This is a genomic window from Halomonas sp. HK25 (assembly GCF_047795635.1).
In the GTDB taxonomy this organism is placed as follows: Bacteria; Pseudomonadota; Gammaproteobacteria; order Pseudomonadales; family Halomonadaceae; genus Halomonas.
This window is the reverse complement of the sequence record NZ_CP181044.1, coordinates 4,226,422-4,250,056: the sequence shown is the minus strand read 5'-3', so window position 1 is coordinate 4,250,056 and position 23,635 is coordinate 4,226,422. Positions and strand designations below refer to the sequence as shown.

At 67.5% G+C, this 23,635-nt stretch carries 23 protein-coding genes; 9 read left to right on the top strand and 14 right to left on the bottom strand.

The features are described 5' to 3' along the window. The first annotated feature begins 78 nt into the window (after positions 1-78). The 3 genes from ACM26W_RS19970 to ACM26W_RS19960 all read left to right on the top strand — a co-directional run bounded on the left by ACM26W_RS19970 (position 79) and on the right by ACM26W_RS19960 (position 2,732). Complete coding sequence (locus ACM26W_RS19970) at positions 79-1,113, top strand: fumarylacetoacetate hydrolase family protein (protein ID WP_416138700.1); 1,035 nt, start codon at positions 79-81, stop codon at positions 1,111-1,113. Positions 1,114-1,124: 11 nt separating this feature from the next. Continuing rightward, on the top strand, positions 1,125-1,769 hold the full coding sequence (gene maiA, locus ACM26W_RS19965) for a maleylacetoacetate isomerase (RefSeq protein WP_416138699.1): 645 nt from the start codon (positions 1,125-1,127) through the stop codon (positions 1,767-1,769). 99 nt (positions 1,770-1,868) lie between these two features. Then, positions 1,869-2,732 carry an MFS transporter gene (locus ACM26W_RS19960; protein ID WP_416138698.1) on the top strand — a complete coding sequence of 288 codons (864 nt, stop codon included), beginning with the start codon at positions 1,869-1,871 and terminating at the stop codon, positions 2,730-2,732. Positions 2,733-2,832: 100 nt separating this feature from the next. Here ACM26W_RS19960 and ACM26W_RS19955 read toward each other — a convergent pair whose 3' ends face one another. After that, positions 2,833-6,342 carry an indolepyruvate ferredoxin oxidoreductase family protein gene (locus ACM26W_RS19955; protein WP_416138697.1) on the bottom strand — a complete coding sequence of 1,170 codons (3,510 nt, stop codon included), beginning with the start codon at positions 6,340-6,342 and terminating at the stop codon, positions 2,833-2,835. A gap of 174 nt (positions 6,343-6,516) precedes the next feature. On the opposite strand from ACM26W_RS19955, the gene ACM26W_RS19950 reads away from it, so the two are divergent. Further along, positions 6,517-6,987: an Lrp/AsnC family transcriptional regulator gene (locus ACM26W_RS19950; protein WP_416138696.1), complete on the top strand. Its 471-nt coding sequence runs from the start codon at positions 6,517-6,519 to the stop codon at positions 6,985-6,987. A gap of 13 nt (positions 6,988-7,000) precedes the next feature. Beyond that, positions 7,001-7,156 (top strand): hypothetical protein, encoded by a 156-nt coding sequence (locus ACM26W_RS19945; protein WP_416138695.1) that lies wholly within the window; start codon positions 7,001-7,003, stop codon positions 7,154-7,156. Between the two features lie 2 nt (positions 7,157-7,158). Here the strand turns inward: ACM26W_RS19945 and ACM26W_RS19940 are convergent, their stop codons facing one another. Continuing rightward, complete coding sequence (locus ACM26W_RS19940) at positions 7,159-7,356, bottom strand: hypothetical protein (RefSeq protein WP_416138694.1); 198 nt, start codon at positions 7,354-7,356, stop codon at positions 7,159-7,161. 2 nt (positions 7,357-7,358) lie between these two features. After that, positions 7,359-9,038 (bottom strand): FAD-dependent monooxygenase, encoded by a 1,680-nt coding sequence (locus ACM26W_RS19935; protein ID WP_416138693.1) that lies wholly within the window; start codon positions 9,036-9,038, stop codon positions 7,359-7,361. Positions 9,039-9,188: 150 nt separating this feature from the next. On the opposite strand from ACM26W_RS19935, the gene ACM26W_RS19930 reads away from it, so the two are divergent. Continuing rightward, positions 9,189-9,983, top strand: a complete 795-nt coding sequence (locus ACM26W_RS19930; RefSeq protein WP_416138692.1) for a response regulator transcription factor — start codon at positions 9,189-9,191, stop codon at positions 9,981-9,983. Between the two features lie 91 nt (positions 9,984-10,074). Here ACM26W_RS19930 and ACM26W_RS19925 read toward each other — a convergent pair whose 3' ends face one another. The 3 genes from ACM26W_RS19925 to ACM26W_RS19915 all read right to left on the bottom strand — a co-directional run bounded on the left by ACM26W_RS19925 (position 10,075) and on the right by ACM26W_RS19915 (position 14,033). Further along, positions 10,075-11,115, bottom strand: a complete 1,041-nt coding sequence (locus tag ACM26W_RS19925) for a TAXI family TRAP transporter solute-binding subunit (protein ID WP_416138691.1) — start codon at positions 11,113-11,115, stop codon at positions 10,075-10,077. Between the two features lie 52 nt (positions 11,116-11,167). Then, the gene (locus ACM26W_RS19920) at positions 11,168-13,057 is read right to left on the bottom strand and encodes a TRAP transporter permease (RefSeq protein WP_416138690.1); all 1,890 of its coding nucleotides are present in this window, start codon (positions 13,055-13,057) and stop codon (positions 11,168-11,170) included. A gap of 178 nt (positions 13,058-13,235) precedes the next feature. Continuing rightward, complete coding sequence (locus tag ACM26W_RS19915) at positions 13,236-14,033, bottom strand: helix-turn-helix domain-containing protein (RefSeq protein WP_416138689.1); 798 nt, start codon at positions 14,031-14,033, stop codon at positions 13,236-13,238. A gap of 120 nt (positions 14,034-14,153) precedes the next feature. On the opposite strand from ACM26W_RS19915, the gene ACM26W_RS19910 reads away from it, so the two are divergent. Further along, entirely contained in the window at positions 14,154-15,737 is a 1,584-nt protein-coding gene (locus tag ACM26W_RS19910) for an alkaline phosphatase family protein (RefSeq protein ID WP_416138688.1), read from the top strand. A gap of 129 nt (positions 15,738-15,866) precedes the next feature. Here ACM26W_RS19910 and ACM26W_RS19905 read toward each other — a convergent pair whose 3' ends face one another. Beyond that, positions 15,867-16,298 (bottom strand): hypothetical protein, encoded by a 432-nt coding sequence (locus ACM26W_RS19905; protein WP_416138687.1) that lies wholly within the window; start codon positions 16,296-16,298, stop codon positions 15,867-15,869. 274 nt (positions 16,299-16,572) lie between these two features. Here ACM26W_RS19905 and pyrB point away from each other — a divergent pair, with 274 nt between their 5' ends. Together pyrB and ACM26W_RS19895 are read left to right on the top strand one after the other, a co-directional pair. After that, complete coding sequence (gene pyrB, locus ACM26W_RS19900; RefSeq protein ID WP_416138686.1) at positions 16,573-17,601, top strand: aspartate carbamoyltransferase; 1,029 nt, start codon at positions 16,573-16,575, stop codon at positions 17,599-17,601. 65 nt (positions 17,602-17,666) lie between these two features. Then, positions 17,667-18,296: a hypothetical protein gene (locus ACM26W_RS19895; RefSeq protein ID WP_416138685.1), complete on the top strand. Its 630-nt coding sequence runs from the start codon at positions 17,667-17,669 to the stop codon at positions 18,294-18,296. Between the two features lie 9 nt (positions 18,297-18,305). On the opposite strand, the gene ruvX is transcribed toward ACM26W_RS19895, so the two are convergent. The 7 genes from ruvX to secB all read right to left on the bottom strand — a co-directional run bounded on the left by ruvX (position 18,306) and on the right by secB (position 23,592). Then, positions 18,306-18,749: a Holliday junction resolvase RuvX gene (gene ruvX, locus ACM26W_RS19890; RefSeq protein WP_416138684.1), complete on the bottom strand. Its 444-nt coding sequence runs from the start codon at positions 18,747-18,749 to the stop codon at positions 18,306-18,308. A gap of 33 nt (positions 18,750-18,782) precedes the next feature. Then, complete coding sequence (locus ACM26W_RS19885; protein WP_416138683.1) at positions 18,783-19,346, bottom strand: YqgE/AlgH family protein; 564 nt, start codon at positions 19,344-19,346, stop codon at positions 18,783-18,785. An 18-nt stretch (positions 19,347-19,364) separates the two neighbouring features. Continuing rightward, positions 19,365-20,285, bottom strand: coding sequence for a TonB family protein (locus tag ACM26W_RS19880; protein WP_416138682.1), 921 nt, complete (start codon positions 20,283-20,285; stop codon positions 19,365-19,367). A gap of 18 nt (positions 20,286-20,303) precedes the next feature. Beyond that, entirely contained in the window at positions 20,304-21,284 is a 981-nt protein-coding gene (gene gshB, locus ACM26W_RS19875; RefSeq protein WP_416138681.1) for a glutathione synthase, read from the bottom strand. 233 nt (positions 21,285-21,517) lie between these two features. Further along, entirely contained in the window at positions 21,518-22,234 is a 717-nt protein-coding gene (locus tag ACM26W_RS19870; RefSeq protein ID WP_416138680.1) for a S1 RNA-binding domain-containing protein, read from the bottom strand. 47 nt (positions 22,235-22,281) lie between these two features. Continuing rightward, a complete protein-coding gene (locus ACM26W_RS19865) occupies positions 22,282-23,025 on the bottom strand; it encodes a 16S rRNA (uracil(1498)-N(3))-methyltransferase (RefSeq protein ID WP_416138679.1) in 744 nt (247 codons plus the stop codon). A 42-nt stretch (positions 23,026-23,067) separates the two neighbouring features. Next, positions 23,068-23,592, bottom strand: a complete 525-nt coding sequence (gene secB / locus ACM26W_RS19860) for a protein-export chaperone SecB (protein WP_416138678.1) — start codon at positions 23,590-23,592, stop codon at positions 23,068-23,070. Between the last annotated feature and the right edge of the window lie 43 nt (positions 23,593-23,635).

Below are 23,635 nucleotides of genomic sequence, written 5' to 3'. Positions count from 1 at the left end.
CAGGACCTGAACGCAACAAGACAAATGAACGGACGAGGCCCTCAGGGCCTCGCCTCTGACGACAAGGATTGAACCACGATGAAACTCGCCACCCTCAAGCTGGATACGCAAGAGCACGGGCGCGACGGAGAGCTGATCCTGGTCTCCCGCGACCTCTCCCAGGGCGTCTCCGCCGCCGATATCGCCCCCACCCTGCAGCAGGCCATCGAGGCCTGGGATGTGGTCAGCCCCAAACTCGAGGCGCGCTACGCCGAACTCAACGCGGGCAACGCCGAGGGCGCTTTCACGCTGGACCAGAGCCAGCTGCACTCGCCGCTGCCCCGCACCTATCACTGGGCCGACGGTTCCGCCTACCTCAACCACGTCAAGCTGGTGCGTCAGGCGCGTAACGCCGAGATGCCCGAGACCTTCTGGACCGACCCGCTGATGTACCAGGGCGGTGGCGACCATTTCCTCGCCCCCACCGAGGATATCGAGGCGGTCAGCGAGGAGCACGGCATCGACTTCGAGGGCGAGATCGCCGTCATCACCGACGACGTACCCATGGCGGTGACGCCCGAGCAGGCGGCCCAGCACATCAAGCTGGTGATGCTGGTCAACGATGTCAGCCTGCGCGGCCTGATCCCCGGCGAGCTGGCCAAGGGCTTCGGCTTCTTCCAGGCCAAGCCCGCCTCCGCCTTCTCGCCCATCGCGGTGACCCCGGACGAGTTGGGCGATGCCTGGCAGGACGGCAAGGTCCACCTGCCGCTGACCGTTCACCTCAACGGCGAGAAGTTCGGCGTACCCGAGGCCGGCCCGGACATGATCTTCAACTTCCCGCAGCTGGTGGCCCATGCGGCCAGGACCCGGTATCTCGGCGCCGGCGCCATCGTCGGCTCGGGCACCGTCTCCAACCCGGACCCCGACGGCGGCCCCGGCAAGCCGATCAACGAGGGCGGCGTGGGCTACAGCTGCCTGGCCGAGGTGCGCATGGTGGAGCAGATCCTGCACGGTGCAGCGAAGACCCCCTTCATGCGCTTCGGCGACCGGGTGCGCATCGAGATGTTCGACCGTGACGGCCAGAGCATCTTCGGCACCATCGACCAGCAGGTGGTGAAGTACCAGCCCAAGTGAAGGAAAGCAGCATGACCACGCTCTACGGTTACTTCCGCTCGTCGGCCGCCTACCGGGTGCGTATCGCCCTGAACCTCAAGGGCCTGGCGTATGACCAGGCCCCGGTCAGCCTGGTGAAGGGCGAGCAGCGCGGGGAGGATAACCTGGCCCGCCACCCCCAGGGGTTGGTGCCTACACTGGTGACAGACGACGGCCTGGTGCTCACCCAGTCGCTAGCGATCTGCGAGTACCTGGACGAGACACACCCCGAACCGGCCCTGCTGCCGGTAGACGCCGCCGGGCGCGCCCGGGTCCGCGCCCTGGCCCAGCTGGTCGCCTGCGAGGTCCATCCCCTCAACAACCTGCGGGTGCTCAAGTATCTGGTGGGCGAACTGGGGGCGGACGAGGCGGCCAAGCTGGCCTGGTACCGCCACTGGATCGCCGAGGGCTTCCAGGCCCTGGAGGCGATGCTCTCCCGGGCGGCCGGCAGCGGCGACTTCTGCCACGGCGACACCCCGACCCTGGCGGATCTCTGCCTGGTGCCCCAGGTGTATAACGCCGAGCGCTTCGAGTGCGACCTGTCGGCCTATCCACGGATCCGGCGCATCGCGGCCAACTGTCGAGCGCTGTCTGCCTTCCAACAGGCCGCCCCGGATGCGCAGCCCGACGCCGGCTGAGCTAGAATAAGCAGGCTAACGATAAGCGGGCGCCTTTCCCTTCGGGGAGGCGCCCGCCTCGCGTTCCTCACCGCGTCTTTCCACCACAAGGAGTCATGGGTGCTGAAGCTGACCTCCCCCGCCACGGTGGTGACCCTGGCCGCACTGACCGCGCTGGGCCCCCTGGCCACCGACATGTACCTGCCGGCCATGCCGGCCATGGCCGAGGCGCTGGACACCGGACCGGATCGGGTGCAGCTGACCCTGAGCCTCTATATGGCCGGCTTCGCCCTGGCCCAGTTGCTGTGCGGCCCGATCTCGGACCGGTTCGGTCGCAAGCCGATCATGGTAGGGGGCTTCGCCCTCTTCCTGGCGGCCAGCCTGCTGTGTGCCTTCGCCCCCAGTATCGAGTCGCTGCTGGCCGGGCGTTTCCTGCAGGCGCTCGGCGGTGCCGCCGGCCCGGTATTGGGGCGTGCCGCCGTGCGCGATATCTATGGCCCCCTGGAGGCCGGACGCATCCTCTCCCACCTGGCCAGCATCATGGCCCTGGCCCCGGCCCTGGCACCCGTGATGGGCGCCGGCCTGCTGCTGGTTTTCGGCTGGGAGGCGATCTTCCTGGTGCTGGCCCTCTATGCGGCCATCGCCCTGGCGCTGCTGGCCCTGGCCGGCGTCTACCAGGCCTGGGCGGTGGTGGGGCCGCATATCGTCTTCATGATGGGGGTGGGCATCCTGATGCCCCAGACCATGGCCGGTGCCCTGGCCCCCAACCCCCAGTGCGCCGGCTCCGCCTCCTCGCTGTTCGGCTTCCTGCAGATGGGCATCGCCGCCGTGGTGGGGGGCCTGGTGGGTCAGCTGCATGACGGCACCTCCCGCACCTTGGCGCTGAGCATCGGTCTGGCCGGCCTGCTGGCCCTGACCAGCCACCTGCTGCTGGTACATCGCCGTGTTGACGCCGCCGAGCGCTGCCCGGCCGGGGAAGGCTGAGAGCGCATGGTCCAGCCGCACGCAAGCGGCCTTCAATGACAGGTGCCAACGCAGAAGGCCACGCATTGCGTGGCCTTCTGCGTTCCTTGCGCCGGTGCCCTCAGGCCGCCTCGGCGGCGATGGTTACCGGACGCCCCTGGCGCAGCTCGGCGAGCAATGTCTCGCGGCGCTCGGCGGCCTGCTCGGCGGCTGCCTCGCGCACCGGACCGTAACCGCGAATCTCCTCGGGCAGCTTGGCCAAGGCCAGGGCGGTGGCGTGAGTAGAACCGTCCAGGCGCTCGATGAGCTCATCGAGCAGCGCCTCGTACTCGGCCAGCAGCCGGCGATCCAGCTTACGGTCGGCGCCGAAGCGGAAGGGGTCGAGGGGGCCGCCGCGCAGACCCCGCAGCCGGGCCAGCCCCTTCATGGCCTTGAGCATCCAGGGCCCGAAGCGACGCTTCACCGGGCGGCCGCGGCCATCCTTGCGCCCGCCGAGCAGCGGCGGCGCCAGGTGGAAGGTGAGCCGGTAGTCACCGGCGAAGGTGGCGTCGAGCTCCGCGAGGAAGTCGCTCTCGGTATAGAGGCGCGCCACCTCGTACTCGTCCTTGCAGGCCATCAGCCGGTAGAGCTGGGTGGCCACCGCCTGGGTCAGGGCCTCGCCGGCGCCGAGGCGCGCCTCGGCGTCGCGCACCCTGGCCACCTTCTGCCCATAGCGCTCGGCATAGGCGGGGTTCTGGTAGCGCGTGAGCCACCGGCGGTGTCGGTCGATCACCTCGTCGAGGCCGGCATCGGCGGCCACTGGCGACTCGTCCAGGCGACGCTGCAGGTAAGCCGGCTCCACCGCCGCCAACCGACCCCAGGCGAAGGCCCGCAGGTTCTTGTCGATGGCCACGCCATTGAGCTCGATGGCACGCTTGAGCGCCGCCTCGCTCACCGGCAGCAGGCCCCGCTGCCAGGCGAAACCGAGCATCATGACGTTGGAGAAGACGGTGTCTCCCAGCAGCTGCTCGGCCAGGCGGTTGGCGTCCAGGGTCGCGAAGTTGGCCTCGCCCACGGCATCGCGCAGCAGGGCCAGGCGCTGGTCCGCCTGCATGTCGGCATCGCGATAGAGCACATGGTCGGCGGTGGCCAGCTCGGCCAGGTTGGCCACCACCCGGGTGGTACCGGCCTGGAGCACGTCCAGGGCCTTCTTCGAGCTGGCCACCACCATGTCGCAGGCGATCACGGCGTCGGCCTGGCCCGCCTCGATACGCACCTGGTGAAGGTCCGCAGGCGCGGGTGCCAGGCGCACATAGCTGAGCACGGTACCGCCTTTCTGGGCGAAGCCCATGAAATCGAGCACGCTGGTGCCACGCCCCTCCAGGTGGGCGGCCATGGTGATCAGCTGCCCCACCGTGACCACGCCGGTGCCGCCGACGCCGCCCACCAGTAGGTCATAGGGCTGGGTGAGCATGGGCGCCTGGGGCAGCGGCAGCGCTTCCACCTTGCGCCAGAAGGCCTCATCCACGGCCACGCCCTGGCCCTTGCGCAGCTCGCCGCCCTCCACGGTGACGAAGCTGGGGCAGAAACCATTGACGCAGGAGTAGTCCTTGTTGCAGGAGGACTGGTCGATCTTGCGCTTGCGTCCCAGCTCCGTTTCACGGGGCACCACCGAGAGGCAGTTGGACTGCACCGAGCAGTCGCCGCAGCCCTCGCAGACGTGGTGGTTGATAAAGACGCGCCTGGCCGGGTCCGCCATCAGGCCGCGCTTGCGGCGGCGGCGCTTCTCGGCGGCGCACACCTGGTCGTAGATCAGCACGCTGCAGCCGGGGATCTCGCGCAGCTCGCGCTGCAGGGCGTCCATCTCGTCGCGGTGGTGGAAGGTCACGCCCTTGGGGAACTGGCCCTCGTGGCCGCGGTACTTCGCGGGTTCATCGCTGACCACCGCGATGCGCTTCACTCCCTCGGCGGCGGCGTGCTGGGCGATCATCGGCACGCTGATCTGGCCGTCCACCGGCTGGCCACCGGTCATGGCCACGGCGTCGTTGAACAGCACCTTGTAGGTGATATTGACCCCGGCGGCCACCGCCTGGCGGATCGCCATGGAGCCGGAGTGGAACCAGGTGCCCTCGCCGAGGTTCTGGAACACGTGGCCGTTGCCGGTGAAGCGGCTCTTGCCCACCCAGTTGATCCCTTCACCGCCCATCTGGATCAGCGATTCGGTATTGCGCCCCATCCAGGAGGCCATGACATGGCAACCAATGCCGGCCAGGGCCTTGCTGCCCTCGGGCACCTTGGTCGAGCTGTTGTGGGGGCATCCGGAGCAGAAGTAGGGCAGGCGGCGCACGCCGCGCAGCTCGCGTGCCTCGGCGCGGCAGCGGTCCAGCTTGGCGAGGCGCGCGCTCAGGTCGATGCCGAAGAGGCGCTTCAGGCGCTCGGTTAAGTAGCCAGCCAGCAGCCGCGGACTCAGCTCGCCCACATAGGGAATCAACGGGCGCCCTGCTTCGTCCTGCTTGCCGGTGACCAATACCTCGCCGGGATGATCGGGCTCGGACATGTACTCCTTGATCTGGCTCTCGATGATCCCGCGCTTCTCCTCGATGACCAACACCTCCTGCTTGGCGTGCACGAACTCGAGGATGCCGCGACGGTGCAGCGGCCAGACCATGCCCACCTTGTAGAGCTCAACGCCCAGTTCGCGCATCTCCCGCTCGCCCAGCTCCAGCAGGCGTAGCGCCTCCATCAGGTCCAGATGGCCCTTGCCGGTGGTGACGATGCCGAAGCGCGCCGCCTCGTTAGCGAAGAGCCGCCGGTCGATGGGGTTGGCGGTGGCGAAGGCCTGGACGGCCGCCAGCTTGTGCTCGATGCGGGTCTCCAGCTGGGGGCCAGGCAGGTCCGGCCAGCGGTAGTGCAGGCCATCCATCGGTGGCGTGAAGTCCGGCGGCGCGAACTCGGGCAGCGGCGTGGCCTCGACGGAGGCACCGCTCTCGACGGTCTCGGAGACCGCCTTGAAGCCCACCCAGCAGCCGGAGAAGCGCGACAGCGCATAGCCCCACAGGCCGAACGCCTCATATTCCGCCAGTGAAGCAGGGTTCACGACCGGCATGAACCAGGCCATGAAGGCCACGTCGGATTGATGGGGCATGGAGGAAGAGACGCAGCCGTGATCATCGCCGGCCACCACCAGCACGCCACCGTTGGGGGAGCTGCCGTAGGCGTTGCCGTGTTTGAGGGCATCGCCGGCGCGATCCACGCCCGGCCCCTTGCCATACCAGAGGCCGAAGACGCCCTCGACCCGACGATCCGGGTCGGTCTCCACCTGCTGGCAGCCCATCAGCATGGTAGCCGCCAGGTCCTCGTTAATGGCCGGCACGAACTCGATGTTGGCCTGCGCCAGTTGCTCCTTGGCCTGCCACAGGGCCTGGTCGACGCCGCCCAGGGGCGAGCCGCGATAGCCGCTGATCAGTCCCGCGGTGTGCCGCCCCTGGCGGCGATCGAGCTCAGCCTGGCGCAGGGCGATACGCACCAGCGCCTGGGTGCCGGTCAGGAAGATGCGCCCGGTATCGCGGGCATAGCGGTCGGCCAGCGTATAGTCGTCGAGAGCGTCGTCGCGGGCATTGCCTGCGACGACAGCGGGGGTGTGAGTGTTCATGGTCGCCACCTCGGTCGGGGGTTCGTTATCGTTGTATGTCTTGAAGTCTAGCCCCGAGGGCGATAAAGGTGGTTGCTAAATCAACCGGTTAATGGCATTTTAACGAAACATATTTTCATTTTCTATTTAGAAAGGGAATAATATTTCATACAACGACAAGACGTGAAATACCTCATGCAAGACGACCAGCTCGATGGCCACGACCGCCAAATCCTGAAGGTGCTCCAGCGGCAGGGCCGTATCACCAATCAGGAGCTCGCCGAGCAGATCGGCCTCTCCCCCGCGGCCTGCTGGCGTCGGGTCAAGGCGCTGGAGGCCAGCGGCGTGATCAAGCGCTTCGCCGCCCTGGTGGATCCGGCCCGGGTCGGCCAGCCGCTCTGCGCCCTGGTGATGATTACCCTGCGCCGCCACAGCATCGACAGCACCTCCGACTTCGAGGCCCGGGTCACCCAGTACCCGGAGGTGCTGCAGTGTTACGCCACCACCGGCAACGCCGACTTCGTGCTGCGCGTGGTGATCGAAGACATGGCCGCCTACGACCGCTTCCTCAACGAGAAGCTCTTCACCCTGCCGGGCATCTCCCAGGTCCACTCCAACTTCGTGCTGCGTGCGATCAAGGACGAGACCGCCATCCCCATGCCCTGACCCCGGACACGACATGCCCACCCCGAATTCACGCGTGATCCTGCCGCTGGCCCTGGCCGGCGCCTGGCTGCTGGTGCTGGGCATCGCGTTCGCCCGGCGGCTGAAGGGCTGGCAAACAAAACCCGGCGCCGAGGCGCCGGGTAGAGAAGTGTCGTCCGAGGTCCGATAGGCCTAGTCGAGGGTCGCCCCCTGCCGGGCCTCGTCGATGGCGGCCATCACTTGGTCGGCATCCGGAATACGATGGGCCAGTGCCAGTGCCAGCTGGGCCAGGAAGTGGCTCTCCTCGGCCTCCGGCAGCTCATCCAGAGTCGTTGCCAGGTGCTCGTAGACCTGTTCAAGATCGTCAAAGGGCAGCGTCGGTGCAGTCATGATCAGTCTCCTCCCAGGGTGGACTTGAGGGCAGCCTCGAGGGCGGCGGGGTCGAGGCGCTTCCAGCGGGCCGCCAGGTGGCGGTCGGGGCGCGCCAGGTAGGCGCTGCCGGGTTCGGCGCCATAGCCGGCGAACAAACTGCCATCCACATCGACCAGGGTCTGCTCGTCACCCGGCGAGCGCGCCACCCGCAGCAGGGTGAGGTCGAGTCCCCGGGCCAGCAGTGAGTCGATGTTCTGCTGCAAGGCCGGCTCGACGCGGCCGTCCTCGCTGAAATGCAGCAGGTTGAAGCCCGCCCCCAGGTGGTCGAGCAGGAAGTCGTCATCGCCCAGGCGGCGGTTGATCAGCGGCGCCCCGGGCACTGGGCCGGCCTTGAAGGCCGGATCGTCGGCCAGGGTCAGCGGGCTCTCGGCGTAGGTGTAGGGGGTAACCTGGCGCGGGTTGGCGAAGCCGCTGGCGTAGTCATTATGGAAGGCCAGCGCCAGGGCGGCGTTGCGCATCACTCGGTAGCCGCGGGTCGGCGGGGTCATGAAGCGGGTGCTCTTGCCGGCGTTGGCGAAGACATCCAGGGTCGCACCGCGCCGCTCCGGGCTGTAGCTGTCGAGCAGCCGGTCCGGCGCCTGCCCCTGGAGCACGCAGGCGAGCTTCCAGCCGGCGTTGGCGGCATCCGCCAGGCCGTTGTTGAGGCCGCGCACACCGAAGATCGGCACCAGGTGGGCGCTGTCGCCGATAAACAGCACTCGGCCATGGCGATAGTCATCCAGCGCCAGGGTGTAGGCCTTGTAGAGGCTCCACCACTCCAGCTCCCAGTCTTCGCCCTCGTGCATCACCTCACGCACGATCAGTTCGACCTTCTCACGGATGCTGGCCTCTTCCACCGCCTGCTCCGGGTCCTCGTCGGGACCGAGCTGGTAGTCGATGCGCCAGATGTCGTCGGGCTGCTTATGCACCAGGATAGTGGCATCGGGCAGCGCCTTCGAGTGGAAGAAGGCGCGGCGCTCGGTGGGAAAAGCCGACTTGAGACGCACATCGGCGATCACGTAGCGGCCTTCGTAGGCCTGGCCGTGCAGGGAGAGTCCCAGCGACTCGCGGATGCGGCTGCGCCCGCCGTCGGCCGCCAGCAGATAGTCACAGTCAAGCGCATAGTCACCCTCGGGAGTGGTCACCTGCAGGGTCACGCCGTCGGCGTCCTGGCTCACCCCGGTGACCGCGCTCTGCCAGCGCATCTCGATCAGCTCGCTCGCCTCGGCCTTGTCGATCAGGAACTGCTCGATGTACTGCTGCTGCAGGTTAACCATCGGGTAGTAGCGCTCCTGGTCAGAGTGCGGCATCCGGAAGCGGTAGATCTCCCGGTCGCGGAAATAGGTACGGCCCTGGGTCCAGCCCAGCCCCTTCTCCCGGAAGGGCGCATCGACGCCGAGCTGCTGGAGGATCTCCAGGCTGTGGCGCGAGATGCAGATGGCGCGGGAGCCGTCGTTGACGGTGGCCTTGTCATCCAGCACCACCGAGGCGATGCCGTGACGGGCCAGCTCCAGAGCGGCAGTCACGCCGACCGGTCCTGCACCGACGATGGCCACCCGGTGGCGAACCGCCCGACCCTCCAACTCGGGAGGACGAACGAAGGGGAAATGCGGATAATCGAAGTAGAGCGAATCGGTTTCTGAGCGTCCGGCGGGTCGCATGGCCTCTCTCCTGTCAGGGTTCGGCGTTGTTGTCTGACGAGATAGCTGTCTGACGAGATGGTTGTCTGACGTGGTGGCAGAGTATCCCCGGGCCGAGCCGCCACCTGTCCCGTCAAAGAGGGGACAGAAACCCCACTCCCTACGACGAAGGTGGCGACCCTGGCGACAACGTCCTCAACAGGTTTCACCCCAAACTGGCCGGCACTGCTGGCGGCCGTGGCCGAGTGCGTGACGCATCTGGGCAGTGCACGGTTCGAGGACGACCTGATTGCCCTGCTGCACGGGGGGGTGGGCATCGAGCAGTGCATCCTGTTCGCCTATACCGGCGGCGACAGGATGGAGACCCGACTGGTGGACAACTCGCGCTACCCCAAGGTCGCTGGACGCCTCGCCGGCCTCTATGCCGGCGGGCTGTTCCGCCAGGACCCCAACTATCCCCGGCTGCGCCATCTGCTGGAGGAGGGTAACGACGAGGCCGATGGCGATCTGATGCCCATGCAGACCGAGACCATGTCGCCTGCCTACCGCAGCCATCTGTTCGCCTTCCCCGACCTGGCCGACAAGGTCTCGCTGGTGATCCCCGCCGGCGCCAGCGTTTACTACCTCAACCTCTACCGCGACATCGGCCGGGGGCGCTTTCGTCCCGACGAGTTGGAGCACCTCCGGGACCTGATGCCGCTGCTGGCCAGCCTGATTCGCCGCCACTATCGCCAGGCCGGCTCGTCCTCCCTGCCCGCCAGCGACGAGGAGGCCACGGCGCTGGCCCCACTCTCCGCGCGCGAGCGCCAGCTCTGCCTGCATCTGCTGCGCGGCCACACCCTCAAGACCGCCGCCGCCGAGCTCGATGTCGCCCTCTCCACCGCCGAGACCTACCGCAAGCGCGCCTACGCCAAGCTGGGCGTGCGCTCCAAGGCGGGGCTGGTCGGGCTATGCCGACGGGGATAGCCCGTTGTTTGCAACAACCCAAAAGCGCTGCCCCCTAGCGAGGCAGGGGGCAGCGAGCTGAAGGAGAGTGAGTTGAAGAAGACAGCTCGGCTCAATCGCGCCCGGCCAGTGCCTCCTCGGGGATCTCCATGCCGATCTCGCGGTAGTAGCGCTCGGCGCCGGGGTGCAGCGGGGTATTGATGTCGACGAAGACATCCTCGAGGGTGATGTTGCTGAGCAGTGGAAGCTGCCCCGCCCGCGCCTCAAGCCCCTCCCAGAAGGCCTTGGTCATGTCATAGATCGCCTCTTCGGCGACATCCTTGTGGATCACCAGGCCCACGGTCACGCCGACGGTGCGGATATCGCCCTCGGTCACCTGATTGTCGCCGTAGACGCCGGCGGGGATTTCGCCGAGGCGAAAGCCCGGCCGCTCCAGCACCGGCTGCATGGCGGGGTCATCGAGCTTGTCGTCGGGAATCCCCAGCAGGCGGATCTTGTTGGTCAGGGTGATCTGGGAGATGGCCGGACTGGGCGGCAAGGTAGGGTTGAAGTAGACGTCGATATGGCCATCCTGGAAGCTCTGTGCGGCGGCGTCCCAGCCCAGGGCCACGACATCGTAGTCCTCGTTATGCTGCAACCCCGTCATGCCCTCGATAAAGAGCCGCGTGGTCTGGTAGGCGGCACCTCCCGGTGGCCCGAGGAAGACCTTCTTGCCCTGGAGGTCGTCGAAGCTCTCGATGCCGGAGTCCGCGAAGGTCACGACATGGTAGAAGCCCATGGGGAAGTTGAAGACGGTGCGCAGATTCTCCGCCAGGGCCCCGACGCCGCGCACTTCGCTGTAGGGTCCCGTCTCGGTCGCCATCATGTGGTAGAGGTTGGGCGAGGACATGAAGAAGTGTGAGCGCCCCTGGGCCGTCTCCACGGCATGGCGAGTGGCGGCACCGGTGGCATTGACCTGGATGCTGTAGTCCTCGACCTGGTCATTGACGATGGTGGCGAAAGTGTTCATGACGATGTAGGGCGAGGTCCCGGGGCCCAGCGTAGACATGCGCAGGTTCTCGGCTGCGAGCGAGGCACCGCTGGCCAGCAGAGCGCTACCAAACAGGCCGGCGCATAGGGTGAGCTTGAGATCGGAATTGATGTGATGGCGCATTATTGTTCTCCGGTCGATAAGGCGGGGCAACCCGAGGGATGCCCCAGCAGGTTCAAAGTGAAAGTGAGGTCAGTTTTCTGGGAAGCCCGTGCTTGCGCAGCCGATAGGCCACTTCGGCCAGCACGGCGAGCGCCAGCACCCCGATCTGGAGGTAGAGGCCGGGCAGCACCAGCAGGATGGCACCCACCATGCCGGCGATGGCCCAGAGGTGGCCGCGACCGGCAAAGAGCGCCAGCATCCAGATGGCAGCACCGAGCCGCAGCAGGGCCCAGACGAACTCGCCCAGGGCGAAGTCGGTAATCAGCAGCAGCGACGGGCTGTAGACGAAGGCGAAAGGCACCAGGAAGCCCATCAGGGCCAGACGCACCGCGGTGACGCTGATGCCTATGGGGTTGGCGTCGGCGATGGACGCAGCGGCATAGCCGGCCAGGGCCACCGGCGGGGTGATCGCCGACATCACCGCGAAGTAGACCACGAACATGTGGGCGGCGATGGTCGGCACCCCCAGGGCCTCCACGGCGGGCCCCATCACCAGGATGATGATCAGGTAGGCCGGCACGGTCGGCATGCCCATGCCCAGCATCAGGCAGGCCATGGCCATGACGATCAGTGACATCAGCAGAGAGCCATCGGAGAGCGCCTGAGCCGCTGAGGCAAAGCGCAGGCCCAGCCCGGTCAGGTTCATGACCCCGACGACGATTCCCACCGCGGCCACGGCCACCAGGATCTTGGCACTGGCCGATGCCGCGCCGGTCACCGCGACCTGTAGCGCACGCAGCGAGCGCGCCTCACGATTGAGCAACAGCCCCAACACCAGCGCTACGGCGATGGCCATGAAGCCGGCGCGGGCCGGTGAGCTACCGAGCATCAGCATGCCGATGATCAGCACCAGCGGCACCACGAAGGTGCTCAGCATCAGCCAGTCGCGCCCCGTCATCCGCGGCAGCAGCGAGCGATCAGGACGCTCGATATTCAGCCGCTTGGCCTCTACGGAGATACAGGCGAACAGGCTGCCGTAATAGAGCAGGGCCGGAATCAGCGCCGCCAGGCAGATGTAGAGATAGGGGATGCCGGTGAGGTCGGCCATGATGAAGGCCACGGCCCCCATGATCGGCGGCATGATCTGCCCGCCGCTGGAGGCAGAGGCTTCCACGGCGCCGGCGAAACGCCCCGAAAAGCCGGTGCGCTTGATCATCGGAATGGTCACCACCCCGGTGCCCACCACGTTGGCCACCGCGCTGCCGGATACCGAACCGAACAGCGCGCTGGCCAGTACCGCGGCATGGGCGGCCCCACCGCGCAGCCAGCCGAGCCCGCGCATGGCCAACTTGAGCAGCACGTCGCCGGCCCCCAGCGCCTCGAGCAGGGTGCCGAAGATGATGAAGACGATGATGGTGCCTACCACCACGGCCAGGGGGCGGCCGAAGACCCCGTCGAAGCTGTACCAGAGGGTCAGCATCAGGCTGTCCATGTCCACCCCGGAGTGGCTGAGCATGCCACCCAGATGCTCACCGAACAGGGCATAGCCGATGGCCACCAGGCAGACCAGTACCAGCGGCAGGCCCACGGCGCGGCGCGCCATCTCCAGCACCACGACCAGGGCACCGACGCCCAGCACCACGTCGATGGGCACCAGGAAGTAGAGACCGAACTCCAGCATGTTGGCGATCATGGCGTAGCGCACCATCGCGGCCACAAAGATCGCAGTGAGCGTCAGGTCCAGCAGTAGCCGCGCCAGATGGCGAGTGGTGCTGGGACGGGTCAGCAGCAGCAGGATGCCGACCCCCAGCCCGCCAACGCGCACCAGCGTCTCGTTGTAGATGCCGAAGCGAGCGGTGTAGAGGGCACCGGCTACCAGGGTCACGGCGAAGAGAAGAAACAGGGCCTGGCGAAACCGGCTTGCCGCCAGGAACAGCCAGGGCGGGGGTGCTGTGTGTGTCATCGGGGTAGCTCCTTCGTCCAGTCATCGGGCTGGACGCATTGTTGTCCCGCTGACTCTAGGGGGAGCGGCCCCGCTCGCCCATAGGCTTTTTTTACCTTGTGAAAGAAAATGGATGACATGCCAGCGAGTCGCGACCAAAGTCGCACCAGATTGGTGACTTGCCACCGAGGGGAGAGTCTCAGTAGAGCTGGTGATCCCGGAAAGCGGTGGCAAGCGCCTCCGCGCTCTCCCTTAGCCTGGAGGCAAAGCGAGCCTCGACCCCCTCCTCACCGGCATGGGCCGACTTGATCCACACCAGGCTGAGACAGGCCTGGACATCACCCATCACGACCACGGGAACCGCAATGGCATCGAACTCCTCCTCGCTGGCGGAAGGAAGCGGAAAGACACTCGGATCCCGCTGTGCATACCCCCGCTGCTGGACGCGCTCGCGCAGCCGACGGATATAGCCGCCATCGCTGGCCAGGCGGCCCTCCTCCCCTTCCTGCTGCTTGAGCCGGTCAAGAATCGCGCCAAGCCGTCGTTCGTCGCAGAATCCCAGGTAGGCGCGCCCCATGGCGGACTTCAGCATGCTGGGGCGATAGCCGACCACCTCCCGGTTGAGGACGATGGCCGTGCGCCGTCGCGAGGTCTCGATGATGGCCATGCCCTGGCCGTCATAGATGGCGATATCCGAGGGCCAGACCAGCTCTTCCTGCAGCTGCTCGAGGAAGGGAGCCGCCACCTGGGCAACGGCATCATGGACGCTGACATGCTCGCCCAGATCGTGCAGGCGATAGGTCAGGCGGTAGCGCTTGTCGCCCATGCCACGGTAGACCCAACCCGCCTGCTCCAGGGTCGCCAGGATGCGCAGGATGGTGGCACGATCGATACCGGTGGCGTGGTAAAGCTCACCCAGGCTGACAGGCCCGCTGGCACTGTCGATGGCGTTGACGACGGCCAGGCCACGGGCCAGGGCACGAATCTGCTTGGTCATGACCGGTTCCATTTTTACGGAGTGAAATAGTCGATTGCCTCGCTTGCCCTGTCAATGAAAGTCTCACCGCAAGACGTTCGGGCCCTGCCCCGCTCTCGTAGACGATTCAGTGGTGACCCCATGCGCAACAACAAGCCCAATATCCTGTTCATCATGGCCGACCAGCTGCGCGCCGATTACCTCGGCTGCAAAGGCCACCCCACCCTCAGCACGCCCCACATCGATGCCCTGGCCAGGCGTGGCGTCAACTTCACACGTGCCTATTGCCAGGCGCCGGTGTGTGGCCCCTCGCGGATGTCGTTCTACACCGGTCGCTACGCCATCAGTCATGGTGCTAGCTACAATAACGTGCCGCTGCGCGTCGACGAGCGCACCCTGGGCGACCATCTGCGCCCCGAAGGTTACCGTGTTGCCCTGGTAGGCAAGACCCATATGCGCCGCGACGTAGACGGCATGCAGCGCCTGGGGCTGGATCCCGACACCTCTCGAGGGGTGCTGGTCAGCCAGTGCGGCTTCGAACCCTTCGAGCGCGACGACGGCCTGCATCCCGACCAGTCCGCCGACCCGGACCTGCCCTACAACCGCTACCTGCGCGAGCAGGGGTACGAAGGTGACAACCCCTGGCACAGCGCCGCTAACTCGGCGGAAGACGAGAACGGCGAGGTGCTGAGCGGCTGGTACATGCGCAATGCCCATCTGCCGGCCCGAGTTCGGGAAGAGCACTCCGAGACCGCCTACACCACCAACCGCGCCATGGACTTCATCAGCGAGGCCGGCGACAGCCCCTGGTGCCTTCACCTCAGCTATATCAAGCCCCACTGGCCCTATCTGGCGCCGGCCCCCTACCACGCCATGTATGGCCCGGACGATATCCTCCCTGCGGCCCGCAGCGACCTGGAACGAGAGTCACCTCACCCGGTACTGGGCGCCTTTATGCAGCATCCCGAGTCCCGGGAGTTTTCGCGCGACGAGGTGCGTGAGCGAGTGATTCCCACCTACATGGGACTGGTCACCCAGCTGGATGACCATATCGGTCGGCTGGTCGCCTTCCTAGAGGCACAAGGCCAGCTGGACAACACCCTGATTGTGTTGACCTCGGACCATGGTGACTACCTGGGCGACCACTGGCTGGGCGAGAAGGAGATGTTCCACGAGCCGAGCGTGCGCATTCCGATGATCGTGGTCGACCCGCGCCACGAGGCCGACAGCACGCGGGGCAGCGTCTCGGAGCGCCTGGTGGAGGCCATCGACCTGGTGCCCACCTTCGTCGATACCGCCGGCGGCGACAGCCTGGCCCTGGATCATGTGCTGGAGGGACGCTCGCTGTTGCCGCTGGTGACAGGCAGCCGGGTCGAGGCGTGGCGTCAGTATGCCTTCAGCGAGGCCGACTACGCCTGGCGCCCGGCCCGAGTCGCCCTGGACCTTCCCACCGACGAGGCACGTGCCTTCATGGTGACGGATGGCCGCTGGAAATATGTGCACTATCAGCACCATCGCCCCCAGCTGTTTGACCTTGCCACCGACCCACAGGAGCTGACCGACGTGGCTGGCGATGCTCATCACACCGATACCCTCGAGCGCCTCGAGCAGGCCCTGCAGGGCTGGGCGCTGGAGCGCCGCCGACGCATCACGGTCAGCAATCGCCGGGTCACCGAGCAGACCGGCTCGGCCCACAAGCGCGGCTACCTGTTCGGCGTCTGGTAATGAGGTTAGGGTAAGCCGCCCGAGGGACGCATCGATGCACGAAAGACGAACGGGCCCTCGACCGATCCGGTCGAGAGCCCGCTGTCATCGAACAGTCTTCGACACCCAAGGCAGGGCGCCGATGGCGGGTCAGCCCTGGGCCCGGCGCTCGAACGCCTCGGCGTTGGGGCAGAAGCCGCGGCACTCGTCCACCTCGGCGCCGGCGCGCATCGCCTGCCAGCAGTGGCCCACCACGGGGCAGGCGTTGCAGGTGTCGCGCAGGGCGCCGTAGCCCGGCTGGACGGCCAACTCCGCGTCCTGCAGGCCGAAGCGCTGCATCATCACCGGCATCAGGGTCTTCGCCGGCACGAAGGTGGCCGGTTGGCCCGCCGCCAGCTGCCGGGCCATCTCGCGCTCGAAGCCTTGCTCCAGGGGACGCTCGAGGTCGGTCAGCAGCGTCTGGTAGGTGCTGCCCGCCTCGTGCTGGACGTCGCGTACCAGCTGAGGCGTGGAGGCGGCATAGCAGCGATCGGTCAGGCGTTCCCACCAGGTAGTAGAGCGATTGGTCTGTGCAGTGGCCATGGTGATTCTCCCGTCAGGTGATTCTGAGTCCTGTGTCTGGCCTCAGTATCGACCCGCGGGAGCCTCGCTGCCTTGACCGAGGTCAAAATAGTTTCAAACGAAACCAAATAGCACCATGGTCGACCATGACGTCCGCGGTCATCCCCGGCTCCTCGGCGAGGCGGAAGCCGCCTGGCTAACTCTGGGGGCCCAGGGTCAGCCAGGCCCCGTGAAGCCGGCGCCACGGCGGAGTACACTAGCGGCCGTCCACCCTCCCGCCAGCCGAGGCCGTCCGATGAGTTCCCACCTGCTCTCCGTCGATTCCCTGAACCGTGACCATGTCGATCACCTGCTGCGGGTCGCCGCCCGCATGGAGCCCATCGCCCAGCGGCGCCAGGTCACCCGGGTGCTGGAGGGGGCCGTCCTCGGCAACCTCTTCTTCGAGGCCAGCACCCGAACACGGGTCAGCTTCAACGCCGCCTTCTGCCGCCTGGGAGGCAGCGTCTGCGACACCACCGGCTTCACCTTCTCCTCCATGGCCAAGGGCGAGTCGCTCTATGACACCAGCCGGGTGATGAGCGGCTACTGCGACGCCATCGTGATGCGCCATCCCGAGCTGGGCTCGGTGGCGGAGTTCGCCGCAGCCACCCACGTGCCGGTGATCAACGGTGGCGACGGCCCCGGGGAGCACCCCAGCCAGGCGCTGCTCGATTTCTATACCATCGACAAGGAGTTCACTCGACTGGGCAAGCGGCTTTCCGGCGCTCATGTGCTGATGACCGGCGATCTGAAGTTCGGCCGCACGGTGCACTCGCTGATCAAGCTGCTCTCGCTCTACGAACCGCTACGCATCACCCTGGTGGCCCCGCCGGGGCTGGAGATGCCGAGCCATCTGATCGACCTGGTGACCTCCCGCGGCCACCGCGTGGAGCAGCGCGACAGCCTGGCCAGCGACTTCGGCGACGTGGACGTGGTCTACACCACCCGCATCCAGAAGGAGCGCTTCACCGCCGAGATGAGCGAAGGCTTCAGCCTGTCGCGGGACTTCACCGTGGACCGCGCCTTCCTGGACCAGCGCTGCAGCCACGATACCCTCGTCATGCACCCGCTACCCCGGGACAGCCGCCCGGATGCCAACGACCTGGACGTGGATCTCAACGGCGACCCGCGCCTGGCGATCTTCCGCCAGACCGACAACGGCATTCCCGTGCGCATGGCGATCTTCGCCACCCTGCTCGAGGTGGACAAACTGATTGAACAGGACCTGCGCCCGGTGCGCTGGTTCGTGCCGACCCGCCTGGGCGTTGACGACCGCGAGCTCTGAGGGGAGGCGCTTCGGCGCGCTTCGCCTATGCTAGATGTCTAACATCAGCCCCGGAGGAGAGACCCATGAGCCTGCAACGCGCCTACCGCCTACTGGCGGTGTTCTATACCTTGCTGCTGCTGATCGGGGTGATCGCCCTGTTGGCTGGCGGCGGCACTGCCATCGCCCTGGTGCACTTGGTGGTGGGTGGGATGGGGGTGGTAGGGCTGTGGGGATACTTCCTGGGGCGTGGCTTCATGGGGCCGCGGATGTGGCGGCCGCTGGCCGGTGTGCTCGCCGTGGGGGCGGTGGTACAGCTCGTTGTGCTGCTGTCGATCTCCCTGGACGGCATCACGCTTACCTGGATGCTGACCAGCGCCGTCTTCGCGGCGCTGCTGGCGGTGCTTCTCTACCGTTACGGTGACCGCGACCAGGCACACTGGGCCACGCCCGAGGAGCTCGAGGCCGGCCGACGGCTGGAAACACTGCTGGAGGGGCAGCCGCGGCTAGCGGCGCAGAAACGCGAAGACGGCCGGGAGGACACCGCGCAGGTAGTGAAGTCGGGCAGCGAGTATCGCGCCAGCGTGACGCGCCGCCGCGACGGGCAGCAGGAGACCTTCGAGGAGCGCTTCCACCACCCGGCCACCCTGGTGTTCTTCCTGGAGAAGTTCACCGACCTCTCGGTCGAGGACTTCAACCGCACCGACCCGGCCTGAGGCCGCCGTTCAGCGGCCGGGCAGCCCCTCCCGGGCGGCGAACCAGCGTTCGACAATCAGCACCGCGCTGATGCCGTCGACGCTCTCCTCCCGGTAGTTGCCGCGATGCCCGAGTTCCCGGGCGATCACCTTGGCCTCGCCGGTGGAGCCACGCTCGTCGACCATCTCGCAGGGCACGCCGAAGCGCCCGAACAGGCGCTGGCCGAACTTGCGGGCGCGGGTGCTCATCGGCTGTTCCTCGCCCTCGGCGGTCAGCGGCAGCCCCACCACGAAGAGATCCGGCTGCCACTCCTCCACCAGCCTGGCCACCTGCTGCCAGTCGGGTATGCCGTCGCGGGCCGGCAGGGGGTCGAGCTCCCGGGCACTGGCCAGCAGCTCGTTGCCCACCGCCACGCCGATACGCCGGGTGCCGAAGTCGAAGCCCAGCACCAGCCGCTCGCCGGTTCTGGCCATCAATACCCCCCTGCCATCAGCCGCGCCCCGGCATCATGAATGCCCCGCCTCGCGGGTCATCAGGTTGAGGTCGACGCCGAGGATGCCGGCGGCCGCTCCCAGGCGTTGCTCCGGCGGCACCTCGAAGAGGATATCGCTGCGCCCCTCCACGGTGAGCCAGGCGTTGTCGAGGATCTCCTGCTCCAACTGACCGGCCTCCCAGCCGGCGCAGCCCAGGCAGACCAGGAAGTCCTCGGGGCCCTCGCCGGCAGCCAGCGCCTGGAGCATGTCCATCGAGGTGGTCAAGGCCAGCTCCTCGGTGACCTGGATGCTGGAATCCCAGGGAGTGCTGGCGCCGCGATGCAGGATGAAGCCGCGATCCTTGTGGACCGGCCCACCGTAGTAGACCGGCGCATTGCGGTGGGGGCTCTCCTCGCCGCCGAGCTCGAGCTGCTCGAAGAGCGCCTCCAGGGTCAGCTCCAGCGGCCGGTTGACGATCACCCCCATGGTGCCCTTCTCGTCGTGGTCGCAGAGGTAGCTGAGGCTACCGGCGAAGTTGGGGTCTTCCAGGTGCGGCATCGCCATCAGGAAGTGGTCTTTCAAACCGAAATGTTGCATGAGACTCCCCGGCGGGTCCTATCGCACGCCGTAGTGATTGCCTTGGCCGAACCGCCAGACGCGAGTGATGGAGAGGCTGTCCAGGCTGCCCATGCCCGCGTCGAAGGGGCGATAGGGTGATGCCCCGCGCACGGTATCCAGTGCGGCCTGGTCGAGTTCGGCATGTCCCGAGGATTGTACCACCTCCGCCTGGCGAAGCCCGCCGTCCCGGCCGATCACCACGCGGATGCGCAGCTGTCCCTGGAGGTGGCGCGGCGCCGGATGCACGCGGTTGCCGTAGTCCTCCACCCGGCGAGTCCAGTCGTCGATATAGCGGGCTTCGGCGGCGCGCTGGGCGGCCAACTGCGGGCCCTCGCCGGCGGGGCCGGCCGCCTCCGGGCTGAGGCCCTGCTCGCGAATGCTGCGGGTGGCCTGGGCTAGCAGATCGCGGCCAGCCGCCGAGGGCGCCGTGGCGCTGGGCGGTGCGGCGGCATCCGCCGCCTGGGGCGCGCTCTCGCGGGGCTCGGGGGGCATCTCGAACTCCTGCTCACTCTCGGCGGCGGGCGGCGCCTGCTCGTCGGGGCGCGCCTCGGGTTCGACACGCGCCTGTTCCGGCTCGGCCAGGGTCGCCGGATCCACATCGCTGACGCTCTCCTGCACCAGTGGCAGCTCCTCCATGGGCGCCGCGCGTGACTCCGCCGGCGCTTCTTCCTGCTGTTCACCGGCGGCCTGCTGGTCGGCCTCGGCGATGGCGTCGGCCGTCACCGGGGCCTCGGCGGGGCGGGTGACCAGCACCACGTCGAGGCTCGAGCGCGGGGCGGGGGGCGCGGCGAACTGCCAGCTGGCCACCACGCCGATTACCGCCAGGTGCAGCAGCAGCGCCAGCGACCAGGCCAGCCAGCGGCGGTAGGGCCGGGTGACCGGCGCATATTGAATGGGATCGCTGACGTAGGGCGTCATGGACGGCCTCCCGGCCCCTCAGGTGATGCCCGCTGCCCGCTGACCGGCGAGCCGGCGCTCGATGGCGTCCAGCAGCAGCCCGGCGATATCGGTGCCGCACTGGTCATCAATCTCGCGCACGCAGGTGGGGCTCGTCACGTTGATCTCGGTGATGTAGTCACCGATCACGTCGAGGCCGACGAACATCAGCCCCTTCTCGCGTATCATCGGCTGCACCTGGCCGATCAGCCAGTGGTCACGCTCGGTGAGCTCGCGGCTGACCCCGGTGCCGCCGGCGGCCAGGTTGCCGCGGGTCTCACCGGCCATGGGCACCCTGGCGAGACCATAGGGCACCGGCTCGCCGTCCACCAGCAGGATACGGGTATCGCCATCGGTGATCTCGGGGATATAGCGCTGGGCCATGATCTGGCGCTGGCCGCGCTCGGTGAGGGTCTCGATGATGGCACCGAGATTGCGGCCATCGGGACGCACGTGGAAGATCCCGCTGCCGCCCATGCCATCCAGGGGCTTGAAGATCACATCCTGGTGCTCGGCGTGGAAGGCGCGCAGCACCGGCTCGCTGCAGGAGACCAGCGTCGGCGTGCAGCACTGGGGAAACTGCTGGGCGAAGAGCTTCTCGTTGCACTCCAGCAGTGCCCGGGTCGGGTTGACCACCAGCACGCCCTCGCGCTCGGCGAAGCCCAGCAGGTGCACAGCGTTGAGGAAGTGGGCGTCCACCGGCGGGTCCTTGCGCATCAGGATCACGTCGAGCTCGGCCAGGGGGCAAGGCTCAGGCGCGCCCAGGTCGTACCAGTGGGCCGGGTCGCGGTGCACCCTGAGCTCGGACTGCCGGGCGAAGGCGCGGCCATCCTGCAGGAAGAGGTCCTCCTGCTCCATATAGGCGAGCGACCAGCCGCGATCCTGAATCGCCCACAGCATGGCCAGGGTGGTGTCCTTCTTGTAGGCGATGTCGGCGATGGGATCCATCACCACACCGATCTTCAGCGCGCGTTCGCTCATGGCGTCGGGTTTCCGATTCGGAGAGTAAGTGCGGCCAGTATGCCGCAGGGGTGCTGGCGCTACCAAGGCAGTTAGCCTGCGCTCTACGCGAGAGGCGCCGGGGACAGGTCGTAGAGGGGGTCCTATGCCAGGGATGGCATCGGTAGCGCCCAGGGAGGGGTTCACAGCGCCCCCTCGACGGTCCGGCGCTCCGGGACCTGCCGCCGGAACAGCCTTGAGCGGTGATATGCCGGCTACTCGGTGTCCGACGCGCCGCCCGGCGCCAGCCGAATGCCGGTCGCTTCCAGGGTGATCAGGCGCTGCTTGTAGAGCCGCCCGATGGCCTGCTTGAAGGCGTTCTTGCTCACCCCCAGACGCGCCTTGATCTCAGCGGCGTCGCTCTTGTCGCCCAGTGGCAGGTAGCCACCGCTCTCGCGCAGCGCCTTGAGCACCGTCTCGCCCACCACGTCCAGGCGCGCCGACCCCGGCGGCAGCAGCGAGAGGTCCAGGCGGCCATCCTCGCGCAGGCGCTTCACGTAGCCGGTCAGGCGCTGGCCGCGGCGCAGCGGTCGGGTGATGTCGTCGCGATAGAGCAGCCCCCAGCAGCGATGGTCGACCACCGCCTTGAGGCCGAGGTCGGTCTGCTCGGCGATCACCAGGGTCACCTCATCGCCTGCCGCAAGGCCATCGGCCTCATCGGACACAAACCGATCGAGTTTCTGGGAGGCCACCGGCCGGCCCTGCTGGTCCTGGTAGATCCTCACCAGCACCCGCTTGCCCACGCTGGGGCGGAAGCGCTGCTCGCCAAAGGGCAGCAGTAGGTCCTTGGGATGCCCCCAGTCGAGGAAGGCGCCGGTCTCGTTGACGGTGACCACCTCCAGGTAGGCCACCTCGCCCACGGCGGTGCGCGGCGCGCGATAGCGCCGGCCGGCGGCGGGTCGTGGGATATGGCGGTCGCGGGAATCGGACATGGCGGGGTTACTCTCGAAGGTGGCCGACGCTCAAGGGTGGCCGAAACTCAAAGGTCGCCGAAGCGGTACTGCAGCAGGCTCAGCGCTACCACCGGGGCGGTCTCGGTGCGCAGGATGCGCGGCCCCAGCGAGAGCGGCGCAAAGTCCTGGGCTCGGGCCGACGCCACCTCGGCCTCGGCCAGGCCCCCTTCGGGGCCGATCAGCAGAGCCACGCTGGCCGGGGCGGCCTCGTGCGCCAGCACGGCCTGAGCCTCGGAACCGGTGGCCGGGTGCAGCACCAGGCGCAGCGCCTCGTCGCGCTCGGCCAGCCAGTCGGCTAGCGCCAGGGGCGGGTGCACCGGCGGCACCCGAGCACGGCCGCACTGCTCGCAGGCGCTGGCGGCCACCGCCTGCCAGTGGGCGAGCTTCTTCGCCTCGCGCTCGCCCTTGAGGCGCACGTCGCCGTGCTCGGTGAAGAGCGGCGTGATGGCCGCCACCCCCAGCTCGACGGCCTTCTGGATGGCATAGTCCATGCGATCACCCTTGGAGATCGCCTGGCCCAGATGCACGGCCAGCGGCGACTCGCCGCCGCCCGATTCAACGGACTCGATGCGCGCCACCACCCGCTTGCGGGAAGCCTCCACCAGCACGGCACTGGCTTCGAGCCCCCTGCCGTCGAACAGGCGCAGCGGCGCCCCCTCGCCCAGACGCAGCACTCGCGCCACATGGCGGGCCGGCCCCTCGGGCAGAACGACGTCGCCGCCGACGATGAAGTCGGCGGCGACGTGGATGCGCGGTGCTCTCTTGATCATTAACTCGGGCTTGATCATCACTTCGGGGCCATCGCAGTGCCCTTACTGGGTGGTCTGGGTGCCCGGCTGCTGGGCCTGCTCGGCCTCGCGCTTCTTCTTCTGGGCGTAGATCGCCTCGAAGTTGACCGGCGCCAGCATCAGGGGCGGGAAGCCACCGCGGTTGACCAGGTTGTCGACGCACTCACGGGCGTAGGGAAAGAGCACGTTGGGGCAGAAGGCGCCCAGGGTGTGATCCAGCTGGGCGCCCTCGATGCCGGCGATGCGGAACAGGCCCGCCTGCTCGATCTCGGCCAGGAAGGAGGTGGTGCCCTCCTCGCTGTGGGTCACCTGGGCGGTCACCTTGATCACCACCTCATAGAGACCCTCGCCTACCTGCTGGCTGGAGGTGTTGAGGTCCAGGCCGACCTTGGGCTTGAAGGGCTGCTGGAAGACCGCCGGCGAGTTGGGCGCCTCGAAGGAGATGTCCTTGACGTAGATGCGCTGCACCGAAAACTGCAGCTGGGGCTTGTCCTGCTGGCCGGCCGCCGGGTTGCCGGCAGCGGCGCTCTGGTTGTTCTCTTCCGCCATGGGAAAGGTCCTTTGACTCGATGAACGAATGTGAAGCGATCAA

What these genes read in the sequence shown, in the direction of transcription:
- gshB (WP_416138681.1), bottom strand. Translation starts at nt 21,284, where the DNA reads ATGAGCGAACGCGCGCTGAAGATCGGTGTGGTGATGGATCCCATCGCC.
- ACM26W_RS19870 (WP_416138680.1), bottom strand. Translation starts at nt 22,234, where the DNA reads ATGTCCGATTCCCGCGACCGCCATATCCCACGACCCGCCGCCGGCCGG.
- ACM26W_RS19905 (WP_416138687.1), bottom strand. Translation starts at nt 16,298, where the DNA reads ATGGCCACTGCACAGACCAATCGCTCTACTACCTGGTGGGAACGCCTG.
- ACM26W_RS19910 (WP_416138688.1), top strand. Translation starts at nt 14,154, where the DNA reads ATGCGCAACAACAAGCCCAATATCCTGTTCATCATGGCCGACCAGCTG.
- ACM26W_RS19925 (WP_416138691.1), bottom strand. Translation starts at nt 11,115, where the DNA reads ATGCGCCATCACATCAATTCCGATCTCAAGCTCACCCTATGCGCCGGC.
- ruvX (WP_416138684.1), bottom strand. Translation starts at nt 18,749, where the DNA reads ATGGCCAGAACCGGCGAGCGGCTGGTGCTGGGCTTCGACTTCGGCACC.
- maiA (WP_416138699.1), top strand. Translation starts at nt 1,125, where the DNA reads ATGACCACGCTCTACGGTTACTTCCGCTCGTCGGCCGCCTACCGGGTG.
- ACM26W_RS19915 (WP_416138689.1), bottom strand. Translation starts at nt 14,033, where the DNA reads ATGACCAAGCAGATTCGTGCCCTGGCCCGTGGCCTGGCCGTCGTCAAC.
- pyrB (WP_416138686.1), top strand. Translation starts at nt 16,573, where the DNA reads ATGAGTTCCCACCTGCTCTCCGTCGATTCCCTGAACCGTGACCATGTC.
- ACM26W_RS19955 (WP_416138697.1), bottom strand. Translation starts at nt 6,342, where the DNA reads ATGAACACTCACACCCCCGCTGTCGTCGCAGGCAATGCCCGCGACGAC.
- ACM26W_RS19865 (WP_416138679.1), bottom strand. Translation starts at nt 23,025, where the DNA reads ATGATCAAGAGAGCACCGCGCATCCACGTCGCCGCCGACTTCATCGTC.
- ACM26W_RS19880 (WP_416138682.1), bottom strand. Translation starts at nt 20,285, where the DNA reads ATGACGCCCTACGTCAGCGATCCCATTCAATATGCGCCGGTCACCCGG.
- ACM26W_RS19885 (WP_416138683.1), bottom strand. Translation starts at nt 19,346, where the DNA reads ATGCAACATTTCGGTTTGAAAGACCACTTCCTGATGGCGATGCCGCAC.
- secB (WP_416138678.1), bottom strand. Translation starts at nt 23,592, where the DNA reads ATGGCGGAAGAGAACAACCAGAGCGCCGCTGCCGGCAACCCGGCGGCC.
- ACM26W_RS19945 (WP_416138695.1), top strand. Translation starts at nt 7,001, where the DNA reads ATGCCCACCCCGAATTCACGCGTGATCCTGCCGCTGGCCCTGGCCGGC.
- ACM26W_RS19950 (WP_416138696.1), top strand. Translation starts at nt 6,517, where the DNA reads ATGCAAGACGACCAGCTCGATGGCCACGACCGCCAAATCCTGAAGGTG.
- ACM26W_RS19895 (WP_416138685.1), top strand. Translation starts at nt 17,667, where the DNA reads ATGAGCCTGCAACGCGCCTACCGCCTACTGGCGGTGTTCTATACCTTG.
- ACM26W_RS19970 (WP_416138700.1), top strand. Translation starts at nt 79, where the DNA reads ATGAAACTCGCCACCCTCAAGCTGGATACGCAAGAGCACGGGCGCGAC.
- ACM26W_RS19920 (WP_416138690.1), bottom strand. Translation starts at nt 13,057, where the DNA reads ATGACACACACAGCACCCCCGCCCTGGCTGTTCCTGGCGGCAAGCCGG.
- ACM26W_RS19940 (WP_416138694.1), bottom strand. Translation starts at nt 7,356, where the DNA reads ATGACTGCACCGACGCTGCCCTTTGACGATCTTGAACAGGTCTACGAG.
- ACM26W_RS19935 (WP_416138693.1), bottom strand. Translation starts at nt 9,038, where the DNA reads ATGCGACCCGCCGGACGCTCAGAAACCGATTCGCTCTACTTCGATTAT.